At 57.5% G+C, this 22,808-nt stretch carries 21 protein-coding genes and 1 pseudogene; 6 read left to right on the top strand and 16 right to left on the bottom strand.

Translation table 11 applies throughout. The features are described from left to right. Positions 1–2 precede the first annotated feature (2 nt). The 12 genes from LDL32_RS08250 to LDL32_RS08195 all read right to left on the bottom strand — a co-directional run bounded on the left by LDL32_RS08250 (position 3) and on the right by LDL32_RS08195 (position 13,540). Entirely contained in the window at positions 3–923 is a 921-nt protein-coding gene (locus LDL32_RS08250) for a LysR family transcriptional regulator (protein WP_233065976.1), read from the bottom strand. 6 nt (positions 924–929) lie between these two features. Then, entirely contained in the window at positions 930–3,995 is a 3,066-nt protein-coding gene (locus LDL32_RS08245; protein ID WP_233065973.1) for an efflux RND transporter permease subunit, read from the bottom strand. After that, positions 3,992–5,011 carry an efflux RND transporter periplasmic adaptor subunit gene (locus tag LDL32_RS08240; RefSeq protein ID WP_233065970.1) on the bottom strand — a complete coding sequence of 340 codons (1,020 nt, stop codon included), beginning with the start codon at positions 5,009–5,011 and terminating at the stop codon, positions 3,992–3,994. The genes LDL32_RS08245 and LDL32_RS08240 overlap by 4 nt, the downstream gene beginning before the upstream one ends. A 551-nt stretch (positions 5,012–5,562) precedes the next feature. Next, the gene (locus LDL32_RS08235) at positions 5,563–6,123 is read right to left on the bottom strand and encodes a hypothetical protein (RefSeq protein WP_233065966.1); all 561 of its coding nucleotides are present in this window, start codon (positions 6,121–6,123) and stop codon (positions 5,563–5,565) included. Positions 6,124–6,126: 3 nt separating this feature from the next. Continuing rightward, positions 6,127–7,158 (bottom strand): Mu-like prophage major head subunit gpT family protein, encoded by a 1,032-nt coding sequence (locus LDL32_RS08230; RefSeq protein WP_233065964.1) that lies wholly within the window; start codon positions 7,156–7,158, stop codon positions 6,127–6,129. A gap of 21 nt (positions 7,159–7,179) precedes the next feature. Beyond that, positions 7,180–7,899, bottom strand: a complete 720-nt coding sequence (locus tag LDL32_RS08225; RefSeq protein WP_233065962.1) for a phage protease — start codon at positions 7,897–7,899, stop codon at positions 7,180–7,182. Between the two features lie 3 nt (positions 7,900–7,902). Beyond that, positions 7,903–8,301, bottom strand: a complete 399-nt coding sequence (locus LDL32_RS08220) for a hypothetical protein (RefSeq protein WP_233065960.1) — start codon at positions 8,299–8,301, stop codon at positions 7,903–7,905. A 287-nt stretch (positions 8,302–8,588) separates the two neighbouring features. After that, positions 8,589–9,314 carry a hypothetical protein gene (locus tag LDL32_RS08215; RefSeq protein ID WP_233065957.1) on the bottom strand — a complete coding sequence of 242 codons (726 nt, stop codon included), beginning with the start codon at positions 9,312–9,314 and terminating at the stop codon, positions 8,589–8,591. A gap of 103 nt (positions 9,315–9,417) precedes the next feature. Next, positions 9,418–9,645, bottom strand: a complete 228-nt coding sequence (locus LDL32_RS08210; protein ID WP_233065955.1) for a hypothetical protein — start codon at positions 9,643–9,645, stop codon at positions 9,418–9,420. 176 nt (positions 9,646–9,821) lie between these two features. Next, a complete protein-coding gene (locus LDL32_RS08205; protein ID WP_233065952.1) occupies positions 9,822–10,406 on the bottom strand; it encodes a DNA-binding protein in 585 nt (194 codons plus the stop codon). Positions 10,407–10,466: 60 nt separating this feature from the next. Continuing rightward, positions 10,467–10,871 (bottom strand): hypothetical protein, encoded by a 405-nt coding sequence (locus LDL32_RS08200; RefSeq protein WP_233065950.1) that lies wholly within the window; start codon positions 10,869–10,871, stop codon positions 10,467–10,469. A 1,148-nt stretch (positions 10,872–12,019) separates the two neighbouring features. Further along, positions 12,020–13,540, bottom strand: a complete 1,521-nt coding sequence (locus tag LDL32_RS08195) for an efflux transporter outer membrane subunit (RefSeq protein ID WP_233065948.1) — start codon at positions 13,538–13,540, stop codon at positions 12,020–12,022. Between the two features lie 117 nt (positions 13,541–13,657). Between LDL32_RS08195 and LDL32_RS08190 the strand changes: the two genes are divergently transcribed. After that, positions 13,658–14,056, top strand: coding sequence for a helix-turn-helix transcriptional regulator (locus LDL32_RS08190; RefSeq protein WP_233065946.1), 399 nt, complete (start codon positions 13,658–13,660; stop codon positions 14,054–14,056). Between the two features lie 26 nt (positions 14,057–14,082). Here LDL32_RS08190 and LDL32_RS08185 read toward each other — a convergent pair whose 3' ends face one another. Then, on the bottom strand, positions 14,083–14,805 hold the full coding sequence (locus LDL32_RS08185; protein ID WP_233065944.1) for a DsbA family oxidoreductase: 723 nt from the start codon (positions 14,803–14,805) through the stop codon (positions 14,083–14,085). Between the two features lie 61 nt (positions 14,806–14,866). On the opposite strand from LDL32_RS08185, the gene LDL32_RS08180 reads away from it, so the two are divergent. Next, positions 14,867–15,565 carry an alpha/beta hydrolase gene (locus tag LDL32_RS08180; protein ID WP_233065941.1) on the top strand — a complete coding sequence of 233 codons (699 nt, stop codon included), beginning with the start codon at positions 14,867–14,869 and terminating at the stop codon, positions 15,563–15,565. A 309-nt stretch (positions 15,566–15,874) separates the two neighbouring features. On the opposite strand, the gene LDL32_RS08175 is transcribed toward LDL32_RS08180, so the two are convergent. Both LDL32_RS08175 and LDL32_RS08170 read right to left on the bottom strand, forming a co-directional pair. Continuing rightward, the gene (locus tag LDL32_RS08175; RefSeq protein WP_233065939.1) at positions 15,875–17,002 is read right to left on the bottom strand and encodes an alpha/beta fold hydrolase; all 1,128 of its coding nucleotides are present in this window, start codon (positions 17,000–17,002) and stop codon (positions 15,875–15,877) included. Positions 17,003–17,005: 3 nt separating this feature from the next. Next, positions 17,006–17,878, bottom strand: a complete 873-nt coding sequence (locus LDL32_RS08170) for an AraC family transcriptional regulator (protein ID WP_233065936.1) — start codon at positions 17,876–17,878, stop codon at positions 17,006–17,008. Between the two features lie 772 nt (positions 17,879–18,650). On the opposite strand from LDL32_RS08170, the gene LDL32_RS08165 reads away from it, so the two are divergent. Genes LDL32_RS08165 through LDL32_RS08150 form a run of 4 tightly spaced genes read left to right on the top strand, consistent with a single transcriptional unit; the run spans position 18,651 to position 22,422 of the window. Beyond that, positions 18,651–19,226: a hypothetical protein gene (locus LDL32_RS08165; RefSeq protein WP_233065933.1), complete on the top strand. Its 576-nt coding sequence runs from the start codon at positions 18,651–18,653 to the stop codon at positions 19,224–19,226. Then, positions 19,223–20,608 carry a 7-cyano-7-deazaguanine synthase gene (locus LDL32_RS08160; protein WP_233065930.1) on the top strand — a complete coding sequence of 462 codons (1,386 nt, stop codon included), beginning with the start codon at positions 19,223–19,225 and terminating at the stop codon, positions 20,606–20,608. Before LDL32_RS08165 ends, LDL32_RS08160 begins: the two co-directional genes overlap by 4 nt. Then, entirely contained in the window at positions 20,592–21,782 is a 1,191-nt protein-coding gene (locus LDL32_RS08155; RefSeq protein ID WP_233065927.1) for an XRE family transcriptional regulator, read from the top strand. Before LDL32_RS08160 ends, LDL32_RS08155 begins: the two co-directional genes overlap by 17 nt. After that, positions 21,757–22,422: a DNA-binding protein gene (locus LDL32_RS08150; RefSeq protein ID WP_233065925.1), complete on the top strand. Its 666-nt coding sequence runs from the start codon at positions 21,757–21,759 to the stop codon at positions 22,420–22,422. The genes LDL32_RS08155 and LDL32_RS08150 overlap by 26 nt, the downstream gene beginning before the upstream one ends. Before the next feature lie 165 nt (positions 22,423–22,587). Here the strand turns inward: LDL32_RS08150 and LDL32_RS08145 are convergent. Continuing rightward, positions 22,588–22,731, bottom strand: a pseudogene (locus LDL32_RS08145) (ATP-binding protein); the annotation flags it as partial. Positions 22,732–22,808 lie beyond the last annotated feature (77 nt).

Genomic DNA, 22,808 nt, shown 5'->3' with positions numbered 1-22,808 from the left:
TCTCATGTCCACGGACGATGAGCTTCTACATATCGGGCGAAGCTCCGGGCGCAGGGATTTTCATTGTCGGGTCGCCAGACAATCCCGAACTCCAGATGGGAGGAACCGCCGGCGTCGCGGATTTCCGTGATCGCGATGTCATGGCCATGCCGATCGCGGATCAGCGGCAGCCATGAGGCGGGAAGCAGGGCGATGCCTTCGTAATTCTGGACGAGTGCTATGATCCTGTTGCTGCCGATATCATGACGCCGGATCTTCGGGCCGATATCTGTCTCCCCGAGCTTGCGCTGGATGAGCGTCTCGAAGTCCTGACCAGCGTTGTCTCGTCCGATCAGGAATATTTCATGACGCAGGTCCGCCCAGGACACTTCCGGTTGTGTCGCGAGAGGATGACCGGTGGGGAGCGCGGCTACGATGCGGTCGCTCCACAGAGGCGTGACCCGTAACGCAGGGACCAGATTGCGGCGGGTGACGACCGCGAAATCGATCTGCCCGTGCTGGAGGCGACGCAAAAGCCTTTTGCCTGTGCCCTCGGAATAACGAAAGACGATATCGGGATATGTGGTGCGGAACTCCGCCGTGAAGGCGGAAAGCCTTCCAGGCAGGACGCAGGTCTGGATGCCGACGGAGATCTGGCCGTTCTCGCCCTTGCCCGTTCGCCGTGCGCGGGCGTTCATGCCGGCCACATTCTCCAGGATCGTCTGGCTCCAGCGGATGAATTCCTGGCCGAACGCAGTTGGTGCGGCACCGACCGGGGAGCGGGTGAACAGCCTGACATCAAGCCGCTCCTCCAGGTTGTGCAGGGAGCGGCTGACGGCTGACTGCCGGGTGTTCAGGAAACGCGCCGCGCCGTGGATACTGCCATGCTCGGCGATCGCCCGCACGCACAGCAGTTGCCACAGATCGAAGGGCGGGCGCCGCATGCTCCGTCACACCGTCTTGCCACGGCGCGGCCGGATCACCGTATAGACCGAGGGCAGCACGAAGAGCGTCATGGTCGTGCCGACGATCATGCCGACGACGATCACCGTGCCCAGTCCGAAGCGGCTGTTGGCTCCGGCGCCCGACGCCATGACCAGCGGCAGCAGCCCCACCACCATCGCGCCGGTGGTCATGATGATCGGCCGGAAACGAATGCCGGCCGCAGTCCTGATCGCCGTCACCCGGTCCAGATGGTCGCGATGCAGAAGCTCGTTGGCGAACTCGACCATCAGGATGCCGTGTTTGCTGACGAGGCCGATCAGCGTGATCAGCCCGATCTCGGTGTAGATATTCAGCGTCGTCACGCCGAGGGCGAGCGGGATCAGGGCGCCAAAGACCGAGAGCGGCACGCTGATCAGGATGATGACCGGATCGGTAAAACTGTTGTACTGGACAGACAGGACGAGATAGATCGCGATCAGCGCGAATGCGAAGGCAAAGACCAGCGCCTTGCCTTCCTGCACATATTGCCGCGCGTCGGACTGCCAGTCGTAGCTGTAACCGGCCGGAAACTCCGCTGCCCGTGCTTTGAGGAAGGCCACCGCATCGCCCATCGTGGCCCCCTTCGCGAGAATGGCCTGGAACGTGGCGGAGTTCTGCTGGCCGAACTGTGGCAGGCGGTTGGGTTCGACATCGACGCGAATGCTCGCCAGCGCCGACAGGGGCACCTGATGTCCGTCCCTGTCGCGGACGTAGTAGGTTTTCAGCGCGTCGGGGGAGAGGCGCGCCCTTGGCATCGATTGCGGGATCACGTCATAGGAGCGGCCGTAATAGCCGAAACGGTTGACGTAGTTCTCGCCGATCATGGCGTTCAGGGCATCGCCGATCTGCTCCATGCGGATGCCCATGGCGTTCGCCTTCGTCCGCTCGACCGTGACCCGTACCACAGGGTTGTCGAAAGCGAGGTCGCTGTCCACCACTGCGAACAGCCCGCTTTTCTGCGCTTCCTCCCGCAGATGGGAGACGACGCCGAAGACGTTGCGGTAGGAGTCATCACTGCGGATGACCATCTGGACCGGCAGGCCACCGGTCGATCCGGGCAAGGAGGGGAGCTGGAACACGAAGACGCTGGTGCCTTGCAGGCCCGCCACGCGCTGCTGGAGGTCCATCTGGATCTGGTCGGCATTGCGTCGGCGCTCGCCCCAGTCGTCGAGATTGACCCCACCGACGCTGTTGGCGATCCCCTCAATGCCGTTCATCATCCAATGGCTGTGCCCTTCCGGGATTTCATCCATCTTGTCGTAGAGCGCCTGGGCGTAGGTCTCGACATAGTGGAGGTTGGCATATTGCGGCGCCTTCACCGCTGTCAGGACCAGATCCTGGTCTTCATTGGGCGCCAGCTCGCTCTGCGAGACATGCAGCATCACCGGGATCAGGAGGAAGATCACGGCGGCCGAGCCGAGGGGGATCCAGCGATGGTGCAGCGAGAAATCGAGAACGGCCTCGTAGCGTGCGTTCATGAAGCCGAACACATGCTCGGCCATTCGCTCCATGAAGCCTTCCTTCTCCTTCGCTTTCAGCAGTTTCGCGCTCATGATCGGCGAGAGGGTGAGGGCGACGATGCCGGATACGACAACGGCGCCGGCTAGCGTCAGGGCGAATTCCTTGAACAGCGTGCCCGTCAGTCCGCCCATGAAGGCGATGGGGGTATAAACGGCTGTGAGGGTGAAGGTCATCGCGATCACCGGGCCGGCGACCTCGCGCGCGCCGAGCAGGGCGGCGTCGAAGGGCGATTTGCCCTCCTCGATATGGCGGTGGACGTTCTCGATCACCACGATGGCGTCGTCGACCACCAGCCCGATCGACAGAACCATCGCCAGCAGGGTGAGCAGGTTCAGGCTGAAGCCGAAGGTGTACATCAGCCCGACCGCGCCGAGCATCGATAGCGGGATGGTGGCGATCGGCACGATCACCGCCCGCACGGTGCCGAGGGAGAGATAGATCACCAGGATGACGATAAGCAGTGCCTCGATGAAGGTCTCGGTGACTTCGTCGATCGACGCCTGGATGAAATGCGCGGTCTCGTAGGGGACGCGCACATCGATCCCCGGTGGCAATGTGGCCCGGAGTTTGGGCATGATCTGGTTGAGGCGCGCGATGATCGTCAGCGGATTACCGGTCGGCGAGGCTTCAAGACCGATGAAGATCGCGGGTCGCGGCGTTGGTTTGCCGCGAGGCGGGCGCAGCGTGCTGGCCTCGGAACTAGTGTCGGTATTGTCCGGTCCGAGTTCCGCGCGCCCGATATCGCGGACCCGGATGACCCGGCCACCGACCGAGCGCAGGACCATGTCGCGGAATTCCTCGACACTTTTGAGGTCCGTGTTGAGGTTGATGTTGCTGATCGTATAGACGCCCCGGATCCGGCCGGGTGCGGCCTGGAAATTGTTCTGCCGGACTGCCTGGGCGACGTCCTCACCCGTCATGCCGTTCGCGGCCAGCTTTTCGGGATCGAGCCACAGGCGCATGGAGAGGCGCTGCTCGCCGAAATAGCTGATCTCCGACACACCATCGATCCCCGAGAGCATCGGTGCCGCGACGCGGTGAATGTAATCGGAAATCTCGTAGAGTGGCCGCGTCGTGCTGGCGAAGGCGATATAGGCGACGGCGGTGAAGCCGCCAGAGGTGCGTTTGATGACCGGATCATACGCGCCTTCCGGCAGCCGGTATTTGACCGCGTTCACCTTGGACATCACGTCGGTCAGGGCGCGCATGGAATCGTAATTCAGCATCATGCGCACCGTCACCACGCTGAGGCCCTGCGTGGTGGAGGAGGAGAGGTAGTCGATCCCCTCGACGGAGGCGACGGCTTCGCTGATCGGCTGGGTCACAAAACCCTGCATGAGATCGGAGGACGCGCCCGGATAGCGGGTCGTCACCATGATCGTCGAGGTTTCCAGCGTCGGATACTGGCGGGTCGAGATGCCGCCCAGCGCGCGGATGCCGAACAGGATGATCAGGATCGTCACGACGATAGCGAGCACCGGACGCCGAAGGAAGCGATCAGTAAAACTCATTGTGCCAGCTCCCGCAGGCCGGCCAGAGGCAGGGCTTCCGGGATCTCGCGCACCTTCATGCCGGTGACGAGGCGGTTCTGACCACTGGTGACGACGCGGTCATCCGGCTTCACCCCGTCGTCGATGACCACCCATCCGTTACGGCGGTCGCCCGCGCGCACAGCCGTCGCGGCGACGGTGGGGCCATCGGTGGAGGGATGCTCGACGAAGAGCGTCTCTCCGTAGGCGGTATAGGTGACGGCGGTTTCCGGCACCACGAGGCGCTGTGCCACCTTCGCGGCAATGGAAACATGGGCATAGGTGCCCGGATGCAGGTCGGCTGGCGGGGCGTCGAGCAGGGCCTGAATGGAGAGCGTATGCGAACCATCGATGCGCGGGTCGATGGTGGTGACCGTGGCGGTGAAATCCTGTCCCGGCGTCGTGTCGAACGCCAGGTGGACGGTCTGCCCGATCTGCACGCTGGCGGCGTTCTCTTCGGCGAGGATGAAGTTTACCCTCATCCGGGTGTAGGACGTCAGCGTGGCGATGGCATCACCCGGATTCAGATACTGGCCGAGATTGACCCGTCTGATCCCGACGGAGCCGTCGAAGGGCACGCGGATATGCTTCTGGTCGATCACCGCCTGCACTCTGGCGACATTGCCTTTCGCGGCTTCGAAGCGCGCCGTGGCTGTTTCCAGATCCTCATGGCTCTCCACGCCGGTGCGGATAAGCGAGCGGGCGCGGGCGAGATCGGCTTCGGCCGCCTGCAGTTCGCCGCTCTGGCGGATCAGCTCGCCCTGTTCCGGTGCGTCATTGAGGACCAGGAGCAGCTGGCCTTTCCGGACGATCGCCCCGGAATCGAAATCCAGTTCCGTGATCCGGCCGGCGATCTCGGGGGAGAGTGTTACCCCCTGGAACGGCTCGACCTGACCGATCGTCTCGATATGGGCGGCGAAAGGGACGGGTCTGACCGGCCAGACGGATACCGCCGTCGCCGGAGTATCCGCAGCCCTGCCGGCGGCGGGCAGGGACATCAGCACCGCTGTTGCGGGACAGTTGGTTTGGAACTGCGGGACACATGGAATGGAACCCCGTAGAGACCGCTAAACCCGCCTTATGAGGGCCGTTTTATAGCCCGATAATCGCCCCCTGAAACGACAATTAAGCCACCTATCGTATCCCACAGCATGCTGCAATCAGTCATGCCAGGCTGGCTGGCAATGGTGTGCAAATCCCTGACACAGTGGGATGGTGGGCGCTTGGCGGCAATGCCCTATTTCCGCTGGCGCGATACAATCCTGATGCAACCTGCCAGCCAATCGGATATACAGGTCATGGCACGTCGCGACACGGTGTAATTCAGCCTGCCGTAGGACCGTCCCCGTGACGGGATCGCTATGTGGGGTTCAAGGCTGGCCCCACCGGCGTGCCGCTCTTTCCCCTTGAAGTTGCTGTTCTGCGTTGGTACGCCTGTCATGCGTGCCGGGGGCTACGGTGATATTCTCCCTGCCGAAGGACATTCCGTTCAGGGATGGATCGAATGGGGTTCTTGTGGGAGGCCCCACCGACACGCGCTTTCACAAGTTTAATGCAGCCGTTCCCCGCCTGGCTGCGCAACGGGGCCGGATACGTCCGGCATCACGACCGTCACGTCGGGGCCATTTTTACACGTGCCCAGGCGCAGCATGGCCGTGCGCAATTCGGGATCGCGCTGTGCCCAGTTCCATACCAGACGTCGCGCGGCTTCCGGGTTGCGGTCCGTACTGGCTTCAGCCCGCATGACGGCGGACGCAAATGTTTCTGCCGCCGCTGCCATCTTGGCCCTGCTCAATGGGTCGTGACAGTCCAGAACATGCCGGTTCCCATTCTCCTTTATGGGCGTGGGGGAAGCAGATCCCCACGCCCCCAGCGCCGCCATATTTTCGCAATGCCCGGTAGCGGGATCAATTATCCTGACTGTGCCGCTTGCAGCCACCAGACACAGCATGGCAGCCCCTATCGCGCCACCATGAGATACCTTGTCCCACATGGCGCGCCGGACGTGGAAGGTATCCCCGTCATGGGCGCGGATCGCCGCCATATGGGCGTCATGGATGCGCTGGCTTGCCGCGCGCAACGCATCTGGCGAGAGAGGATCATGCGCCATGGGTCACGAGCCTGTCGGGGTTGATGTCGCCATGGAAGGCGGCTTGCCGTCCGCCGTGGTTCCCGCGCCTGTTCCATAGGTCGTGGCAGGAGACAGGAAGTCGGAGATGTTGCCCCACGACGCCTGGGCATTCTTCGCGCCAAGCAGGAACTGGGTAATGATCGGCTCCGCCGTGTTCGCCCATTCGTTGGTCGTGGCTTCAATCGTCTGGGAGCGCAGCAGGCGCAGGGCCGCGTTTTCGTTGCCCGGCGTTGTGACCAGATGCGTGGGCTTGATCCCCAGCGGTCGCCCCTCATCCGATTTCTGGCTCATCATCGCGGCGCGGACAACGGCATAGTTGTAAGGGGTCAGCGGGTCCGTGCAGGCGTAGGCCAGCTGCCACAGCCCATACCCGACATTGTAGCGGGCGCTGGCGCCGAACACGTATTCGTTGTTATAGAAGACATTCCCGGCGGTAAGATCCGTCTTGGACACGAATTCCACCGGCCTGCGGGACAGGAAGATGACGGGCCGCATCGGCCTGGAGCAATCCAGCAGGAACCATGGTGCGCAGTTTCCCGCCCCGAACACATTGGATACAAGCGTGGGTTTCTTTGCGCCATTCACGCCTACCGGGTGCTGCGTGCTGAAGAATGTCTCCCCATCATAACAGCGATTGACCAGGCCTTCAGCCAGGAGCGCAAAGATCAGTTCATCAGGATGCGATGCAGCCATATAGGCCATGTTTTGAAGAATCGGGGCATAGATGCCGTACTGGTCATCTTCCAGATCATTGCGGCTGATGGAAAGCGTGCTCTCCCACGTCTTGTTGACGATATCGAACCGGCGCGATCCCAGCCGCGTCACGACGCGCTGCCCGACCCACTCCCGAAGGCCGGGGAAGTTGGTGAGCCATGCATAGGATTCCGCGCCGGTCGAACTCGGCACGATCATGGAAATGTCGCTGTAGTGAGACTGCGCATTGACCAGAGCCTTGTTGAAGACAATGTTCAGCCGGGTAAAAAACGTGCCAAGATTGGCGTCATTGATCATCATTGAAGATGTTTGTCCTTGCGGTTATCGAATATCGGGGCTGGTCAGGCCAATCAGGCGGTCAATGCGGACTTCGGTGTTGGATTTATCCTCGAAAGCGCGCCCCGCTGGCCCGCTGTCCGTCTTGGGATCGGCAGCCTTGCCCGGTATCTGGTTGTGCCGGAATGACGCCAGTTTCCTGACAGCATCAAGCGCCTGCTCGTCATGTGATGTCGGGGGAAGTTTCAGGATTTCGCAGATACGCCCGAGAAAATGCTCCATCCGTGCATCGGGGGCGGCTGCGTCTTCCCGCTTTCCGCGTGTGTTGAGGTGGGTCAGTTCGCCAAAATTCGGCATATTGCACAGGGCGGCGCTCACGATCGCAGTCACATGCTTGCCCGTGTCCGTGCGCAGGCCGGGAGAGATGAAGCGGTATTCACGCGCGGCCACAGCCTTGCGGCCATTTGCGGTCCACTCCACCTTGCCCCAGATGCCGTTTTCGCGGCTCTCAAGCTGGGTGATCCATCCGGCGGCGGGAGCAGGTGCGCCGGTTGCCGCCGCGTTGTGTGCCGCGTGGTTATAATCGAGTGGAATGGGCCTGCCGCCTTCGGGAAGGGACCGGCTGATAACGCTGGCAGGGTCCGACAGGATGAACGGGCCACGCCCGTCCTCTCCGGTGAATGTGCCAGCCGGGACCAGGTGTATCCAGTCCGGTACGTTCTTACCGGTAACAGGCAGTTCAAGGAGTTGGGTTGCGGTCGTCATGCGTCACGCCGCCTTTTTCGTAAGGCGCTGGTTGCCTCTTTCTACTCCCTGGATGACTTTTCCGACCCACGCCCGCGTAACGCCAACGCGTCGCACGATATCAGCAGGCTTCATGCCCATGTCATGATAGTGGGTAATCATGAAACGGCGGGCAAAAGGCACCCGGTAGTAATTTCCCCCCAGGACTTCCGATAGCGCGGAAATGGAGCCGGGACTTAAAATCTTCTGCAAGCCGCAAAGCCCTTTGGACGGCATTCTTTTTTTGGGGATGTATATCCGCTCACCCCGGGCTTCCTCCAGAAGCCGCACGGTGTCATCATAGCCGATAAGCCGGACGAGAAAATCAGCGCCAGTCAGGTCATGGACATCGGGGCATTTTTGCGATGTGATGTTGGAAGGCATGGGTGCTCCTCTCTGCTTCCAGCATAGAACACCAAGCGCAAGAAGTATGTCATGTCCGACTTGTCGCCCCTATGGTCTTCTACATTCTGAATACTTCGCACCCATGCGGTGCGCATGTGTTTTTAAGAGACTCATAAGAGGCTTTAAGAGGGGGCTACAGCGGTTTTAATGCCGCTTCCCACGTCGGATACCCCAAAACGCCAGAACGGCCTGTAGGGACAAAAAAACCGGCCATTGGAATAATGCCGGTTGCAGTGGTCATGGATAAAAATCGGACTGGATGAGTGTCAGGCCGCATGCGCCTGTTTCAGGCTGTCACGCACCTTCTTCACATACCGGCCCAAGGCAGAACGTGACGGAACCATCGCGTCAGGCAATGAAGCCGTCAACGCCTTCCTGATTGTATCAATGGAACAAGCATAAACCATATCGTCAACCAGTTCACGCACGTGGGCTGAAATGGTATTGGCCCGTTCTTTCTTGCCCCCTGCCTTTTGTAGGCACCGACTGATTGCCGACCGCTCCGGCACCTTGTCGGGAGGCAGCACGGCCGACAGACCTTTTCGCAGTTCCCTGATCGACAGGCTTGGGTCAGCATCATGCAAATATGCTTGGGCTTGCGGATGCCGGGACCAATTTGCCCATTTTCCCGTGCGTCCCGTGGCAGCCAGATAGCGCCATAAGGATGAACGGGACGGCATTTCTTTGTCTGGATATTGCGCTGCCAGCGCGGCACCTATTTCATCCACCGTCATATGCTGTTGGCTCCAGGTATCGACAAGCGCCCGGACAGCATGATCACGAAATGCCGGGTGGCGTTCGGTAAGACGGGGATACTTTTTGGGAAGCGCTGCCACATATCGCCCCAGTGACGAGCGGGATGGAATGTCATGTCCAGGGAATGCCCCAAGTAGCCCGCTCCGTAACGCATCAATCGTCATGTGATGGACATTGGCCGCGATAAAGTCACGGATGAATTCGTTCTGGTAGGCGCTATGTTTTCCCTTGCTCATGGCCTGTTGATTGTCCCGATGCTCATGCGTTGATCGAGTATATCAAACAAAAAAGGCGGATCGTGACAAGCGATCCGCCATGTTTATTTCTGTTGATTGGGGTTTATTCGTCCATAATCTTAACCAGAGGTTCCGGCAGCGATTTTATGTCTAGATGGTCATGAATCATCTTGGCCATTGCCATCTGCCTGTCCGGTGGGGCGCTGGCAATGTAGGCCAGAATCTTCCTATTATTGGCTACCCATGTTTTCTTGAGCATCTTACGAGGGCGTTTATCTAATTTTTTGTATATTTTAAGATGATCATAGATAGACCTTTCAGACATACCCATTTTTATTGACATAAATCCTGCAAATCGCGTCTTTTTTTGTCATGTAATTTTGATCGGTCGCCTCCATGTTTTGGTTGAAGTCCTTTTTTTATGTATTTTTTCATTTTCATATTAAGGATGGAGCCAATATCGAGATATGTTAATAGGCGAATATTCTTTGATTTCATTTCTTACATTTACCCCGCCAATAACCCTATCTCACGTAATTTCTGCACCACTTCCTGAATATCTGGCCTGTGGCCGGTGGCGATATCCGGCGGCAGAAGTTTGACGGCTTGCCCTATGGGCATAGGTTCCTGACGCAATATCCGCATGAGTGGCAGAAGCCATTGCGGCGTCGGTTCCGATCGCCGCCGGTCACTGGATGGCCGTGCAGGGCGGGGAATGTTGGGGACGAGTTCCGCCATGTCATGCACCTGTGCGGCACTCCGCAATATCCGGGCCAGCATCTCGTCAAATGCGCGTTGAGGAAGGGAAGTGAAATGGTATTCCATCCGTTCACCGCGCGGTCCCGGCGCAATACGGTATTCCCATTCATGTGCCCGTGCATGCCGGGTCAGGCCCGAAGCTGTTACAGGTAGCCCCGGCAGACCATATCGGATAAGTTCAGCAGCCGAGAACCATTCCCGAAGCGCCCCGTTGCACCCTGTCACCTGTGCCAGTGCGGCCTCAAGATAACGGATGCGCCGCTGCATGCAGGCGAGTTGCGCAGCGGATATGCCCGCTGCCAGATCAAAGCTGTCCTGATCAAAAAAATCCATATCCAGACCCATCAAGAAAGAAGGCGACCCGCCTGCCGGGTCGCCCTGTCATGTTTGCTGTCACGCAGCGGCGGAAGACCGGCGTTTTCTGGGTTGGGTTAGCGAGGGTGCAACATCATTCCCTGTGATGCGCCCATCCCGTTCGCTCTCGATGGTGTCGCGGATGGTGGACAGGGCCTCACTGATGGAATTCAGCGTCATGCAGATACCGGCAATACCATTGGAACCAAGGGTATTCAGGTCTTCGGTAGCAGCAAACATATCTGCCAGCATATCCAGCATGGACGTGCAGCTACTAAGGCTCTGATGCGGGTATTCTGGGCAAATCTCAATCTTAAGCATGGTGATATCCTGCATATGCTTTCTAAGGCATTGGCAGCGCTCACCACGAGCGCCGCCGGGAGTTAGAAACCGCTGCAGGAACGGCACGATGACCTTTAGGCTTTCGCCCTGGACATACGCCATCGCCTCCCGGCGAAGTATCTCGCGCTATGATGCCCGTAACGTGGACACAAAAATGGCGTCGTGATAGCAAAAGCTACCGGGCGACGCCTGCCGCCTGCAAGGGTTTCTACGCCCTGACACGCACCCTACAAAGGGAAGATTCTCGGCGTCAAGGAAAATGTGGGTTTGCACGCTGTGCAAACCCACGACCTACGGTTGTATATCGTGCTGCGTCTCTGCTCCGGGATGGTTTGCAACCGTTGCAAACCATCCAACGTCACGCAGAAAGTCTCCATATCGACGATACTAGACCAGTGGATTTGAAATGATTGCAAATCCAACTTGCGACTGTAGTGCGAAGAGGGTTCGCAGCCGTTGCGAACCCTCGCGCCACAACAACCCTTCCGGCGGCATTTCTTTGCTTAACGAGACTATGATCAAGTTGCATTCTTTGCAACTTGCATGTTCGTGTTTTGTTTACATTATGGCATGGCTCATGAGGGGGCATTATTCCGTAGATTCCTCTGGCATGCTTATGTCAGAGGATTATAGAATATATCTACATTTTTTTGAAATTTGCGTTTCGAAACCTGTTTGCGCGCTAATCGAGATAACTATATGTTTTTGTTGTATATTATTTATTTTTTGGATTTTGGCACCAATTGCAAACCTGACAAATGCGAAACGGCCCATTTGAGCCGCCATGCTTCCTAAACAATCAGGCATCATCATCATGATGCAAACGCCCTCTTAAGCCCCATAATCCGCCATTCGTGGCCTTATCATAAGGCTTCCCCTAGAAGCCTCTAAGAGAGTGTAAGAACGCCCAAGCCGCTGGTTCCATTTCAACTGTCTTAACCCGCCATCGGTCGCGCCATGTTCCATTTTGTCTGTCATGGCGAGTTATCCACACCTTAACCGCGCAATCGCCAGACCCCGCAGGAAACCGGCGTCGGGAACACGAAATCCCGGTCTGGCCCATATAATCCCGGATAACCTCCAAGTTCAGTTCCTACTGTCCAGTGACAACCGCGAGAGCGGTGGCATGGTGCCAGGGGACGAAGAAGCGTCGCACAGATATCTCCCGAAGTTATTGTTCTACGCGGATATACGTACCTAAAGGGCTGGAAAGTCCGGACATTGGAGGCCGAACGTGCATCAGATGCCGGTCATCGCGCCGCGAGCCGGACAGATCGCCACTGATCGGGTGTGACATGGACGTCGGCCAGGCCACCGCCCGTCGCCACCATGATCCGTACCGTCTGACGGAACATCTCGGTCTGTGCCCGCACTGTGTTCTGGCGCGCGAGCAGAACGAGCCGTCGGGCGTTGATCGGCTGGAGGATGGTCTCCCGGCCCGCCTGATACCCGGCCTGGCTCAAGGTCAGCGCATCGTCGGCCGAGGTCAGGGCCTGTCGCTGGTTGTCCAGTTCCGTCGAGGCGTTCTTCAGGCCGTTCAGGCCATCGGCGACTTCGCGAAAGCCGTTGATGACTACCGACTGGTAATGATCGAAAGCGATCCGGTAATCCTCTTCCGCCTGTTTTTTCCGGGCCATCAGGGTGCCGCCATGGAACAGTGGCAGAGCAGCTCCGCCGATCAGGCGCCATGCCGCGCCGGCGGGGCCGCCCATCAGCCCCTCGGCGGCGACGGCCGCGCTGAGGGTCAGTCGCGGATAGAGGTCGGCGGTCCGGACGCCGATTTCGGCATTCGCCGCGCGCATCATGGCTTCGGCGCCGATGATGTCCGGCCGGGCATGCACAAGTTCGGATGGCACCACCACAGGGATGTCAGGCGGGAGGCTGAAATACGCGAGGGTCAAGGTCGGTGCGGTCCAGTTGGCGGGCGAATGGCCGGTCAGGACGGCCAGCGCCGTTCGCGCGGCTTCATGGGCATTGACCAGCGGTGGCAGGAGAGACTGGTCGTGCGCCAGTTGTGCTTCGGCGGTCACGACATCCAGCCGGGGCCTCCTGCCCGCCTGCCAGGCGAGTGTCGCCAGCCGGAGCGTGTCCCTGTCGGTGTCGATCACGCTGCGGATCACGGTGATCTGGTCTGCTGTCGAGGCCGCTTCGAAGGCGGTCAGGACCGTGTCGCCGACCACCAGGAGCATCGTGACATCACGGCGCTCCCGTTCGGCGTCCTTCTGTGCGCCGGCCAGTTGCACCAGCCGATGGTTGCCACCGAAAATATCGGGATCGTAGGAAACATCGAGACCGGCCGAGTAGGCGGAGAAGGCCGGGAAGGTCCAGGCCCAGGGACCGAACAGGGCTGCCCCGTATTCCTGTCGCCCCTCGCTACCGGTGGCGTCGATCTGGGGCATCAGGCTGCCCTGGGCGGCATGGAGTCCCTCGGCCGCCTTGCGCAGGTTGGCCTGGGCTGCCTGGATCGACCAGTTGTTCCGGAGTGCCTCGGTGACGAGGTCATCCAGCCGGGGCGAGCGAAAGAGACGCCACCAGTCGGAGCCAGGTTTTCCGGAGGCTTGGTGCGGGGAGTTGGCCGAAGCGACGGTCGCTGTTTCCGACCGAGTTTCGCCGAATGTTGCGGCATCCGGTGGCAGGGGAGCCTTGTAGGTCGGGCCGACTGTGCAGCCTGTGAGGCCCGGTAACAGAGCGACGAGAGCCAGCCAGGCCGGGCGTGGTGCGGCGGCGACCCGCTTTGGACTACGGGGATGGGGCAGGAAATCGGGTGGCAAGGCGGCCTCCGGTCATCATGAACGAATCTCAATGATACGAACATAGGCGTACATACGAATTAAAGGCCAGCCTTATCGAGACACAGGCTTACGACGGGGCTCGGAAGCAGCGTTTTCTTGACCCGCTCCCATGATACGCGTACCAATCCACGGATGATCGCACGTCATCCGAAACGCGAGGATATCCGGCTCGAAGCCGTGCTGACGGCATTGGGTAATCCTATCCGCCTGGCTGCGGTGCGGACGATCGCCGTGGGGGGCGAACATCCTTGCTGTGATGTGCTGCCGCAGATTCCGAAATCCACCATGACGCATCATTGGCGCGCGTTACGTGACAGCGGTGTGGTCTGGCAGCGCCATATCGGTCGGGAATACCGTCTTGAGCTGCGGCGCGAGGATCTGGACAGCCGGTTTCCCGGTCTGCTGGACTCCATCCTCGGCCCGCTTGTCAGCGATCCGCTGACGCAGGAGACGATCGCCGAATACGACCGTTCCCGCCAAGGCGCGCCTGCCTGACGGGAATACGGCGGGACGACTTCTGCTCAGGGAGTGCCAGAGCCGGAAGGCGGGATGACGCATCCCGTGCTGTCGCAGGTCATGCCGGTGGTAGGATTCTCGGACAGCGTTTTGTGTGCCTCGTTCCATGATTGGCGCAGGGCGGCCAGCAATTGTGCTTTCGGCTGCGCACCTGAAAGACCGTAGGCACCGTCGAAGACAAAAAAGGGCACGCCATGAATGCCGGCCTGTGACGCACGGGTTTCATCACGCCTGACATCTTCGGCGAAGTCGGTGCTCGCCAGCATGGCGCGCACGGCGTCGCCATCAAGACCGACATCCTGCGCAAGGGCGACAAGCACATCATGGTCGGCGAGGGGGGAGTTGTCGGTGAAATAGGCCCGGAACAGCCGCTCCGTCATGTCTGCGCCGTGACCGTGCTGTTCGGCGAATTTGGTCAGCCGGTGTGCGTCGAAGGTGTTGGTGTAGCGGACCGAGGCATAACGCATGTCGAGACCGCATCTCTCGCCCATGGATGTGATGTGGTCGATCATGGCCTGGGCGTCGCTCCGGCTTTTGCCGTATTTCCGCATGATGCGGTCGAGTGTTGTGGTGGTCACTGCCGGACCCGAGGTCGGATCGAGTTCGAAGGCCCGGAAGACGATCTCGACTTCGCGGGCATGTTCGAATTCGGCCAGGGCGGCTTCGAAAAACCGCTTGCCGATATAACAGTAGGGGCAGGCATAGTCAGACCAGATTTCGAGTTTCATGACAGCCTCCGCATGCTTGATAATGTACGATTATACCCGTACCATGGTTTCATCAAGCGTCATGAACGTCGATGAGAAAGGGGAGCAGGGAATGAAGCCGCTGAAAGCGCTGGAGGTCGAAACCGGACAAAATCCCGTCGCGTCGATCATCCTTATTCACGGCCTGGGTGCGAGTGGCCGGGATCTGGCGCCCATTGCCCAGGCGCTCGACCTGCGTTCCATCGGCGCGGTCCGGTTCATTTTTCCCAACGCGCCCGTCCGACCGGTTTCGGTCTGTGGTGGTGAGCGCATGCCGGCATGGTATGATCTTCTCGCGCCAGATTTGCTTCTGCGGGAAGATGAGCCGGGGCTACGTGATGCGCAGACCTATCTGGCGAGCCTGATCGACCAGGAAGTCGCGCGCGGCATCCCGTCCCGGCGCATCGTGCTCGGCGGGTTTTCCCAGGGCTGTGCGATGTCGCTGATGACCGGGCTGCGCTATTCGTCGCCCCTGGCTGGGATCGCCGGTCTGTCCGGCTATCTGCCGCTGGCCGGGCAAACGGGAAGGGAGGCAACGGAGGCCAACCGGGCAACGCCGGTTTTTCTGGCGCATGGTGAGGGCGACACGGTCGTGCCGCTGGCGGCGGCTCGCCTCGGACGGGACTGGCTGCGTGCGGGGGGCCATGATGTTGCCTGGCATGTCTATCCGATGGGTCATGAGATCACCGGTGCGGAGATTACCGATCTTAACACCTGGTTATCAAGTTTCCTCACAACGTAACGAGAGTGATATAATGAGAGAATATATTCATCTATATCTATTCGGTTGGATTTTACAAAAGCAGTATTTATCACCTGATAGTGCTTTTTGAAGCATAGCGATCTGTATGGCAATGAAGTGGATACCGGCGCGCCGTTAGCAGAGGATGATGAAACGCCGGGACTGTTTATGGTACAGTGTGTAATATTGATAACCTGCGTGAGTACTTTTTCGGCAGCACTTGCTTTGGATGTTTCGCGCTAACGGTCACCTTTTCCAAGGCGAAAATATTAAATATAGAAAATCTATATATCATCCTCTGTAAATGTATTATTTTTTTGAATTTTGAAGTGTTTTATCAAAAAAATTTAAAGCGGAATAAAGAACGTCTTGATGTATTTGTTTTCGATCTCGTAGCGAATGGCAAATATCAATGTGTGCGATTGAGTTTGGACCGCATTCGGATAGAAAGTCATAGTGTGTGACCTTCGGTAAATGATAAATCTGTGAGCCAGATATTAATGAGGCTGCGATATCCGCATTTGTGCTTGGAGGAGCAGTAATGTCTGAATCTCCTGCTATAATGGTTACCGGTATTTTTATTTGTCTCAGACTGGTCGGGTTAAAGCTTTGCACTAAAGCTGGTGCCATTACAAAAGCGGCCTTTACCTCGGGTATCGACATATCGTCACCGGCAAGTGCGACGTCGGATACTACTTCTGGCTTTTTGAAAAATGAAGTAGAATTCTGGTAACTAATGGGAAACTCTTTTTGAGGCGCGCATACACCGTCAGTAGGTTGCGCTTTGCAGAATGCCAATAATTTAGATAAATCTACTCGTGCGCCAGCGACGGATAGGCTTGTGAAGCCACCTGCGGAAAAGCCTGCAACCCCGACGCGTGATAAGTCGAGATGCTCTCTGATAAGAGGTTCAGTTTCAGCGGCGTGGAGAGCGGTTGCAAGATCTGCCGGCCGTTTCCAGAATAAAAGAGCCCCTCCTAAAGTCATGGGATCGAGAGAGTTATTTCCCGGATGGTCTGGCGCGATAACGATATATCCCTCGCGAGCAAGGGCAGTTCCAAACCACGCCATGATTCGTGCAGATCCGCCGAAACCATGTGAAAGTAGGATTACAGGGCGGCGTTGAGTGTCAAAAAAGGGGGCGTCAGGTGCGGCCGAGCCGGGTTTGAAGCGCGGATCATTGACGGGTCCGATATCTAAAGACTGCTCATCGCTACCATTTAACGCTGGGTACCAAATGGTGACGCGAAGTTTGTCTTGATGGTCCGCATTACGCTTTTCCGCCGAAACCTCAGTTGCAACAAAATGTCTTTCCCCAACTGGGAAGGCCATAGTTTCGTTTGGAAGAAATAGTAATGAAAATAAAGAAAAGACAAATATATTGAGGCGAGAGTGGCTTATTTTTGGATGGTATGGAGAGATGCTTGTTGCGTTCATGTTCTACATCCGAATTGGCATATAGTAATTCACTATTGACCCTGACGTCCCATAGCGAAAATTTCGATCGTACACTTCAAAGTCTGGGTCAGGTGTCGGAGTCATATCAGGGTCTAAAGTGACTATTTTCCATATTTCTTCGATTGCTTTTGCAATCTGAGGGTGCGATGGCCCATTTCCTAACGTAATGCGAAATACGACGTAAGTATTTTCTGGTATGGTCGTCTGTTTTAATTGTGGTTGATATAGATAATTATAATCAATTGGTATCCCGGCCATATAGAGAAACGACCCAAGCTGCCTATCTGAACATGACATCACGCCATATGCTTCGACATTGTTTAGGTGATTCGGAAAAAATTCACTGAGGCGGCGCCAAAGGCCGGGAATTGCCGATCGTGCTCTCTCTTCAAAGTGATGGGCTAGTCCCGCGATAGTGAAGCTCTTTCGGTAAATATGGCCTGGTATTCTTTCAATATGCGGCCGATCTTCAGGGGTATTTGGGAGATTTTTGGCCCGACCTGAGTAAGCTTGCCAATAGGCGCGCTGCACTCTTCCGGGTGAGCTACCAAAAGTTCGACTGAAGGCCCGAATAAATGCCTCCTGTGAGTCGAAACCGCTATCAAATGCAAGATCTACGAGGCGAACATCAGGAGTGGCGGCAAGGCACTGAACGGCTTGAACAAGACGGCGATGGCGGACATGAGCCATTACGCTGCGGCCAGTATGAGCTGTGAAGAGCCGAGAGAAATGATATGCAGACAGGCCTGCATGTTGAGAAATACGCTCAACAGACAGCGGCTCGTGGAGGTTTTCCTCTATCCATTGGAGGATACCTACGACACGTAGTGCTTGAGGTGTGCTGTTGCCGGTCATGTATGAAAATCTGGCAGATACAGGACGCTCTGTCTTGATCGTTCTTGCGCTTGAATTGATCATCGTTGCATGCGGGGCGTCGCATGGAGGAACGCTGTCAATGCGCTGATACGGCGATTGTCTATCCGAAGCTAGTCATGGCTCTTCGAAAAAAGAATCATAGACGACCCATCTGTTCGTCTACAACCAGTAGTTTCCGTAAGTAGATTAGTGGATGTTAAGACCGAGCGCAGGTGGAGAAAAGTCTATTAAAACAGTTACCTAAAATTGATTTATTCTCTGCTTGCGATTGTAGCAACTTGAGACCAATCCTGCCCCCGCAACCAGAAACACCAAAAAAACCCCGCTAAGTCACTGGCTCAGCGGAGTTTTTTGTCGCAACCCACACCACGCGCCTATCAAATTCCCCATCATTTCAATACCTTGGCTCCCGCAGGTTCAAATCGGGGTCCAATGAACCCGCAACCAACTGCTCCGTACGTTGGCGTAAACGGGCGCAAGAGAAAAGGGTAGGGGATAAGGGCCGCAGTCGGGGCATGCGGAAACTCCCTCGACGAAGGCCATGTGCGCCAGCGATCGACCGATGAGGTCGAATCGAGGTTTGTGCGGCGTTAGAAGGCGATAGCGTAGACATAGTTCTCACCATCACTCGGCGCGGCGGGCCACACAAAGCCAGGAATTTTCTTGCTTAGACCTCTGGTTGTCAGACTTTATGTAGTTAATATTGACTTTGTCAGATTTTATGTCAATCTTGCCGACATAGGAGGTTGTCATGACCGATGGGCCATTCAGAAATGCAGAACTGAGCAGCCGTTGGAAACGTTACGGGCAAGACTTGGTTAGCGACGCGGTCAGCACAGAAGAGCGGACGACGCAGGCTTGTCATAGTATGATTGGTGACGTCGACATGAAGGCATTTAGCCTGCTTTTCGGCGACCTCAAGGCGCATGCGGAACGCACGCAGATGGATCTAGATCCGGTGTCGGAGGTCGAAACGATTTTCGAGAGTCATCCAACCTCGCCGCTGGCGGATGCGCTTCAGCGGCATTTGATCGCGAATTTGCGTGACCAGATGCCTATCGACGAGGCTCTCAATCGATCGCTTGAAAGCACGGCGAAAGAGTGGATCGGCACCACCAAAAACAGGCTCGACGAAGAATGCATTCGCGCCCGCGAGCTCGGCGACATGAAGCGCGAGGATTATCACAAGGGCATAGAGCGGAATCGCGAGACGTTTGCGGCCATCAAACCCAACGAGCTCAGCGATGCCCTGGCCGCAGGTAACAAGAGCACTTTCCGACAGGCAGTTCAAAAGAAAGTCGGCGTGGACGAGGGGCCGGAAGAGTGAGCGCCCGTACACATGATTCACCCGTATCGGGCAAGCACCTGTTCGTTATCGAGAAGGGGCAAAAGCCCGGCCGCGCTCTCCCAAAGGGCGTTGTAACGGCGGAAGTCGGCCGGCACATTCGCTTCAACGCAGCGGTTCTGGATACATTCGACGTGAAGGGCTTCCAGTCGCTGCATTACGACATTCTGGTCTTGTGTGCCGCCATTGAGTTTGCTGACCGACGTTGGAAGCGCCCGCTTGGGTGGCGCCGGACCCTGGAAGTGACCGTTCCAGTCATCGATCTCGAAAGTTGGCAGAAGCCAGCGGTTTTGAAGAGCCTTCATGGCGCCTTGAACCACCTGACCGGCGACACGTGGCGATTTTCCTTCGTTGGAGCGAAAGATCGCTCACCCATCGGTGCTCGGCAGATTCCGCTGAACTTCGGCAAGACCAAGACCTTCGCCGTCGCTTACAGCGACGGCTTGGATTCGCGTGCGGTCTCTGCGTTGAGTGGCGACCAGGACGAGGCCCTATGCATTCGAATCGCCGGCAAGCGCCAGCGCCGGAAAACCGGAGACAGCTTTTTCACGCAGATTCCGTTCAAGGTCGAGGGATATCGCGGATACGAAAGCAGCTTCCGATCGCGCGGATTCCAGTTTGCAGCAGTAGCAGCAATTGCCGCGCAGCTTTCTAACGTGGCGCGTATCATGGTCCCCGAGAGCGGACAGGGTGCGCTTGGGCCGGTATTGCTGCCTCTGCACAATATCTATCCCGACTATCGCAACCATCCGACTTTCTTCCGAAAGATGGAGCGATTCATTACGGCACTGCTGGGCTATCGGGGCAAGTTTGAGCAGCCACGTTTGTGGTCGACGAAGGGACAGACGCTACGCGCATTCCTGGATATTCCCGGAAAAACCGAACGGCATCTGACGAGCACGCATTCCTGCTGGCAGAGCCGCCGCGTGGTGAATGTCGGCGGTCGAAAGCAGTGCGGCTTGTGTGCTGCCTGTTTGCTCAGACGCGTTAGTTTGCATGCAGCTGGTGTTAACGAGGCGCGAGACGCGTATGTCGTGTTCGATCTGGGCGCTACTGACGCGAGCAACGCCCTATCCGTCATACCCTTGAAGGCCGATCGGGACATCATGGTCGAATATGGAAGCGTGGGCGCACGGCACCTGCAGCACCTTGCCGAGCTCGCCGGGTTGCCTGATGAGGCCCTTCGCTTACACGCCTCGCAGATCGGGGTGGCAATCGGGGAAAGCACTGAGGAAACGCTGAAGAAGTTAAGGATAATGTTGGGTACGCATGCCGTGGAATGGCGGGCATTTCTGTCCGCGCAAGGAGAGCAAAGCTTTTTGAAGAGCTGGATGGATGGAGGGCGCTATGGCCGATTTGAATGAGCTGAGCGCGCAAGAAATAGGACGTCGACTGCGCATCGCGCGGGAGAACGCGGATATCCGGCAGGATGACGCGGCCCAAGTCATAGGTATGTCCCGCCCGACGTTGGTATCTATTGAGAAGGGCGTGCGCCGTGTGCGCGTCCAGGAAATCCAGATGTTGGCTCGTCACTACGGCGTGTCTGTGAACGCACTCCTTCGCAGGGAAGCCGTCCACACCGATTTGATGCCTCGCTTCCGGAAACTGCGTGAGACGGAAGATGCACACACCACCGAGGCCATTCTGCTCTTCAACGATCTGATCAAGGCGGACGTTGAAATGGAGAACATTCTAGGGATCCAGCGACGGAGAAATTACCCGCCGGCGCGCGGCATTAATGACGGTGATGTTGTTGCGTTGGCGGAAACGCATGCCAAAGAACTACGCGATTGGCTGGGTCTCGGCCCAGGGCCGATTGCCGACATCTTTTCGGTTATCGAGCTGGGCCTCGGCATCCGCTTGTATCAGCGCCGCCTTTCTTCGAACTCGAAGGTGGCGGGCCTATTTACTTACGACGAAAGCATCGGCGCCTGCATTCTTCTCAACGCTAACCATCCATTGCCACGTCGCATCCAATCCGCGGCTCATGAAGTCGGCCATTTCTATGGCACCCGGCAAACCCCGGAAGTGCTCGAGGATGATGAGAAATTCCTGTCCCGTGATGAACGCTACGCAAACGCCTTTGGCCGCGCGTTCCTGACGCCGGCAGAAAGCTTCTCGGAAAGCTTTCGCCAACTAAAGGAGATAACTGGAAAGACGACCCGACGCCTGATTATCCTCCTTGCCCAACAGTACAACATCTCGCGCCAGGCTTGCGGTCTCAGGCTCGAAGAATTGAGTCTCGTCAAGCGCGGCACCTGGGCCTGGTTCGAGAACAACGGCGGCATCACCGACGATCATGTTCGGGAGGTTCTGGGCGAAATGACGGATCGCCGCGATCCGGCAAAGAGTGACGCCGATCGACCGATCTCGCACCGCCTGAGCCTTATGGCGCACGCCGCCTGGAAACGTGGATTGATGTCCGAAGGGCAATTGGCCGAATTGCTGAAGGTGGGTCGAGTAGAGCTTCGCGGCATTGTTGATCAAATCGAGCTTGAGGAAAGAGAGACGGATGAGTTGCTCAAGCTCGCTGATTAATATCGCGAACCCGCTGGTTCTCGACACTAGTGTTCTGATCAACCTTCACGCCTGCAAATACGGCGAACGGATACTCGCAGCCATTCCCAACGATATTCTCGTCCCCGAGATTGTGGCTGGAGAACTGGAACACGAGACAAGCCGTAGGAATGGGGAGCACGGTTTCCTGTACAGTCTCGTGAGGAATGGAACCGTGACGCTCGCCGGTCTGACCGAAACGGAGTACAAGATTTTTTATGAACTCACGTCGATCGCGCCTTCGCTGGACGATGGCGAGGCGGCAACGATCGCTGTTGCCGCGACTAGAAACTTCTTATCCGTCATCGACGAAAAAAGAGGACGAGCTCGCGCCCTCGCCAAAGCGCGAGCGGCGGGCTGGTCACTAGATATCTTCCGTCATCCAGCTGTGCTTACCACCCTCGGTGATCAATCCGCCATCGACGCGCTCTATCTCGCCCTTCGCGACGGTCGCATGCGGATACCCCCAGAAAGCGCGGATAGCGTGATCGGAATTATTGGTATCGAGCGTTCGCGCGATTGCACCTGCCTCCCTGGCTACCGGGACCGATTTGCAAGGGGGCCCAATCGATCCATCGACGTGGGATCTAACGCCGCCGCAGATCTGGAGGCCGGAGAGTGATTGCTCGATCATTCGGCCGAATTTGAGCGATCAATTGTCCCGATTTCCGCCATGCACAACTCCTAGATCATAACTCCGATGTTGCTTTTCACTGAGAACTGACTCGGTTTTTTCATCAGGAATTGACCCAGCCGGATGCTATTTCAGGCATAGTTAGGTGGTCGGTCAAGAAGAGGATCTGTCCTTTCTGTTTTTTGGCGAGGCAGTGCTGGCGCGGAACCTGTAGCTCTGAATTCCTGTCTCCAGGATGTGACAGTGATGGGTCAGCCGATCGAGGAGCGCCGTCGTCATCTTCGGGTCCCCTAGGAGCATTTACGCAACAAAGCTAGTAGAAGGCGTCCCTTGCCAAAGGGATGTCACTTAGCTATATCCTTAGCTAAGGAGAT

The sequence above is a fragment of the Komagataeibacter sp. FNDCF1 genome (assembly GCF_021295335.1).
Lineage (GTDB): Bacteria > Pseudomonadota > Alphaproteobacteria > Acetobacterales > Acetobacteraceae > Komagataeibacter.
The sequence above is the reverse complement of the archived record's forward strand: the minus strand, read 5'-3'. Positions and strand labels throughout refer to the sequence as shown.

What these genes read in the sequence shown, in the direction of transcription:
- LDL32_RS08170 (WP_233065936.1), bottom strand. Translation starts at nt 17,878, where the DNA reads ATGACCGGCAACAGCACACCTCAAGCACTACGTGTCGTAGGTATCCTC.
- LDL32_RS08240 (WP_233065970.1), bottom strand. Translation starts at nt 5,011, where the DNA reads ATGTCCCTGCCCGCCGCCGGCAGGGCTGCGGATACTCCGGCGACGGCG.
- LDL32_RS08200 (WP_233065950.1), bottom strand. Translation starts at nt 10,871, where the DNA reads ATGGCGTATGTCCAGGGCGAAAGCCTAAAGGTCATCGTGCCGTTCCTG.
- LDL32_RS08180 (WP_233065941.1), top strand. Translation starts at nt 14,867, where the DNA reads ATGAACGTCGATGAGAAAGGGGAGCAGGGAATGAAGCCGCTGAAAGCG.
- LDL32_RS08235 (WP_233065966.1), bottom strand. Translation starts at nt 6,123, where the DNA reads ATGGCGCATGATCCTCTCTCGCCAGATGCGTTGCGCGCGGCAAGCCAG.
- LDL32_RS08185 (WP_233065944.1), bottom strand. Translation starts at nt 14,805, where the DNA reads ATGAAACTCGAAATCTGGTCTGACTATGCCTGCCCCTACTGTTATATC.
- LDL32_RS08155 (WP_233065927.1), top strand. Translation starts at nt 20,592, where the DNA reads ATGGCCGATTTGAATGAGCTGAGCGCGCAAGAAATAGGACGTCGACTG.
- LDL32_RS08250 (WP_233065976.1), bottom strand. Translation starts at nt 923, where the DNA reads ATGCGGCGCCCGCCCTTCGATCTGTGGCAACTGCTGTGCGTGCGGGCG.
- LDL32_RS08150 (WP_233065925.1), top strand. Translation starts at nt 21,757, where the DNA reads ATGAGTTGCTCAAGCTCGCTGATTAATATCGCGAACCCGCTGGTTCTC.
- LDL32_RS08165 (WP_233065933.1), top strand. Translation starts at nt 18,651, where the DNA reads ATGACCGATGGGCCATTCAGAAATGCAGAACTGAGCAGCCGTTGGAAA.
- LDL32_RS08225 (WP_233065962.1), bottom strand. Translation starts at nt 7,899, where the DNA reads ATGACGACCGCAACCCAACTCCTTGAACTGCCTGTTACCGGTAAGAAC.
- LDL32_RS08220 (WP_233065960.1), bottom strand. Translation starts at nt 8,301, where the DNA reads ATGCCTTCCAACATCACATCGCAAAAATGCCCCGATGTCCATGACCTG.
- LDL32_RS08230 (WP_233065964.1), bottom strand. Translation starts at nt 7,158, where the DNA reads ATGATGATCAATGACGCCAATCTTGGCACGTTTTTTACCCGGCTGAAC.
- LDL32_RS08245 (WP_233065973.1), bottom strand. Translation starts at nt 3,995, where the DNA reads ATGAGTTTTACTGATCGCTTCCTTCGGCGTCCGGTGCTCGCTATCGTC.
- LDL32_RS08175 (WP_233065939.1), bottom strand. Translation starts at nt 17,002, where the DNA reads ATGAACGCAACAAGCATCTCTCCATACCATCCAAAAATAAGCCACTCT.
- LDL32_RS08215 (WP_233065957.1), bottom strand. Translation starts at nt 9,314, where the DNA reads ATGAGCAAGGGAAAACATAGCGCCTACCAGAACGAATTCATCCGTGAC.
- LDL32_RS08205 (WP_233065952.1), bottom strand. Translation starts at nt 10,406, where the DNA reads ATGGATTTTTTTGATCAGGACAGCTTTGATCTGGCAGCGGGCATATCC.
- LDL32_RS08210 (WP_233065955.1), bottom strand. Translation starts at nt 9,645, where the DNA reads ATGGGTATGTCTGAAAGGTCTATCTATGATCATCTTAAAATATACAAA.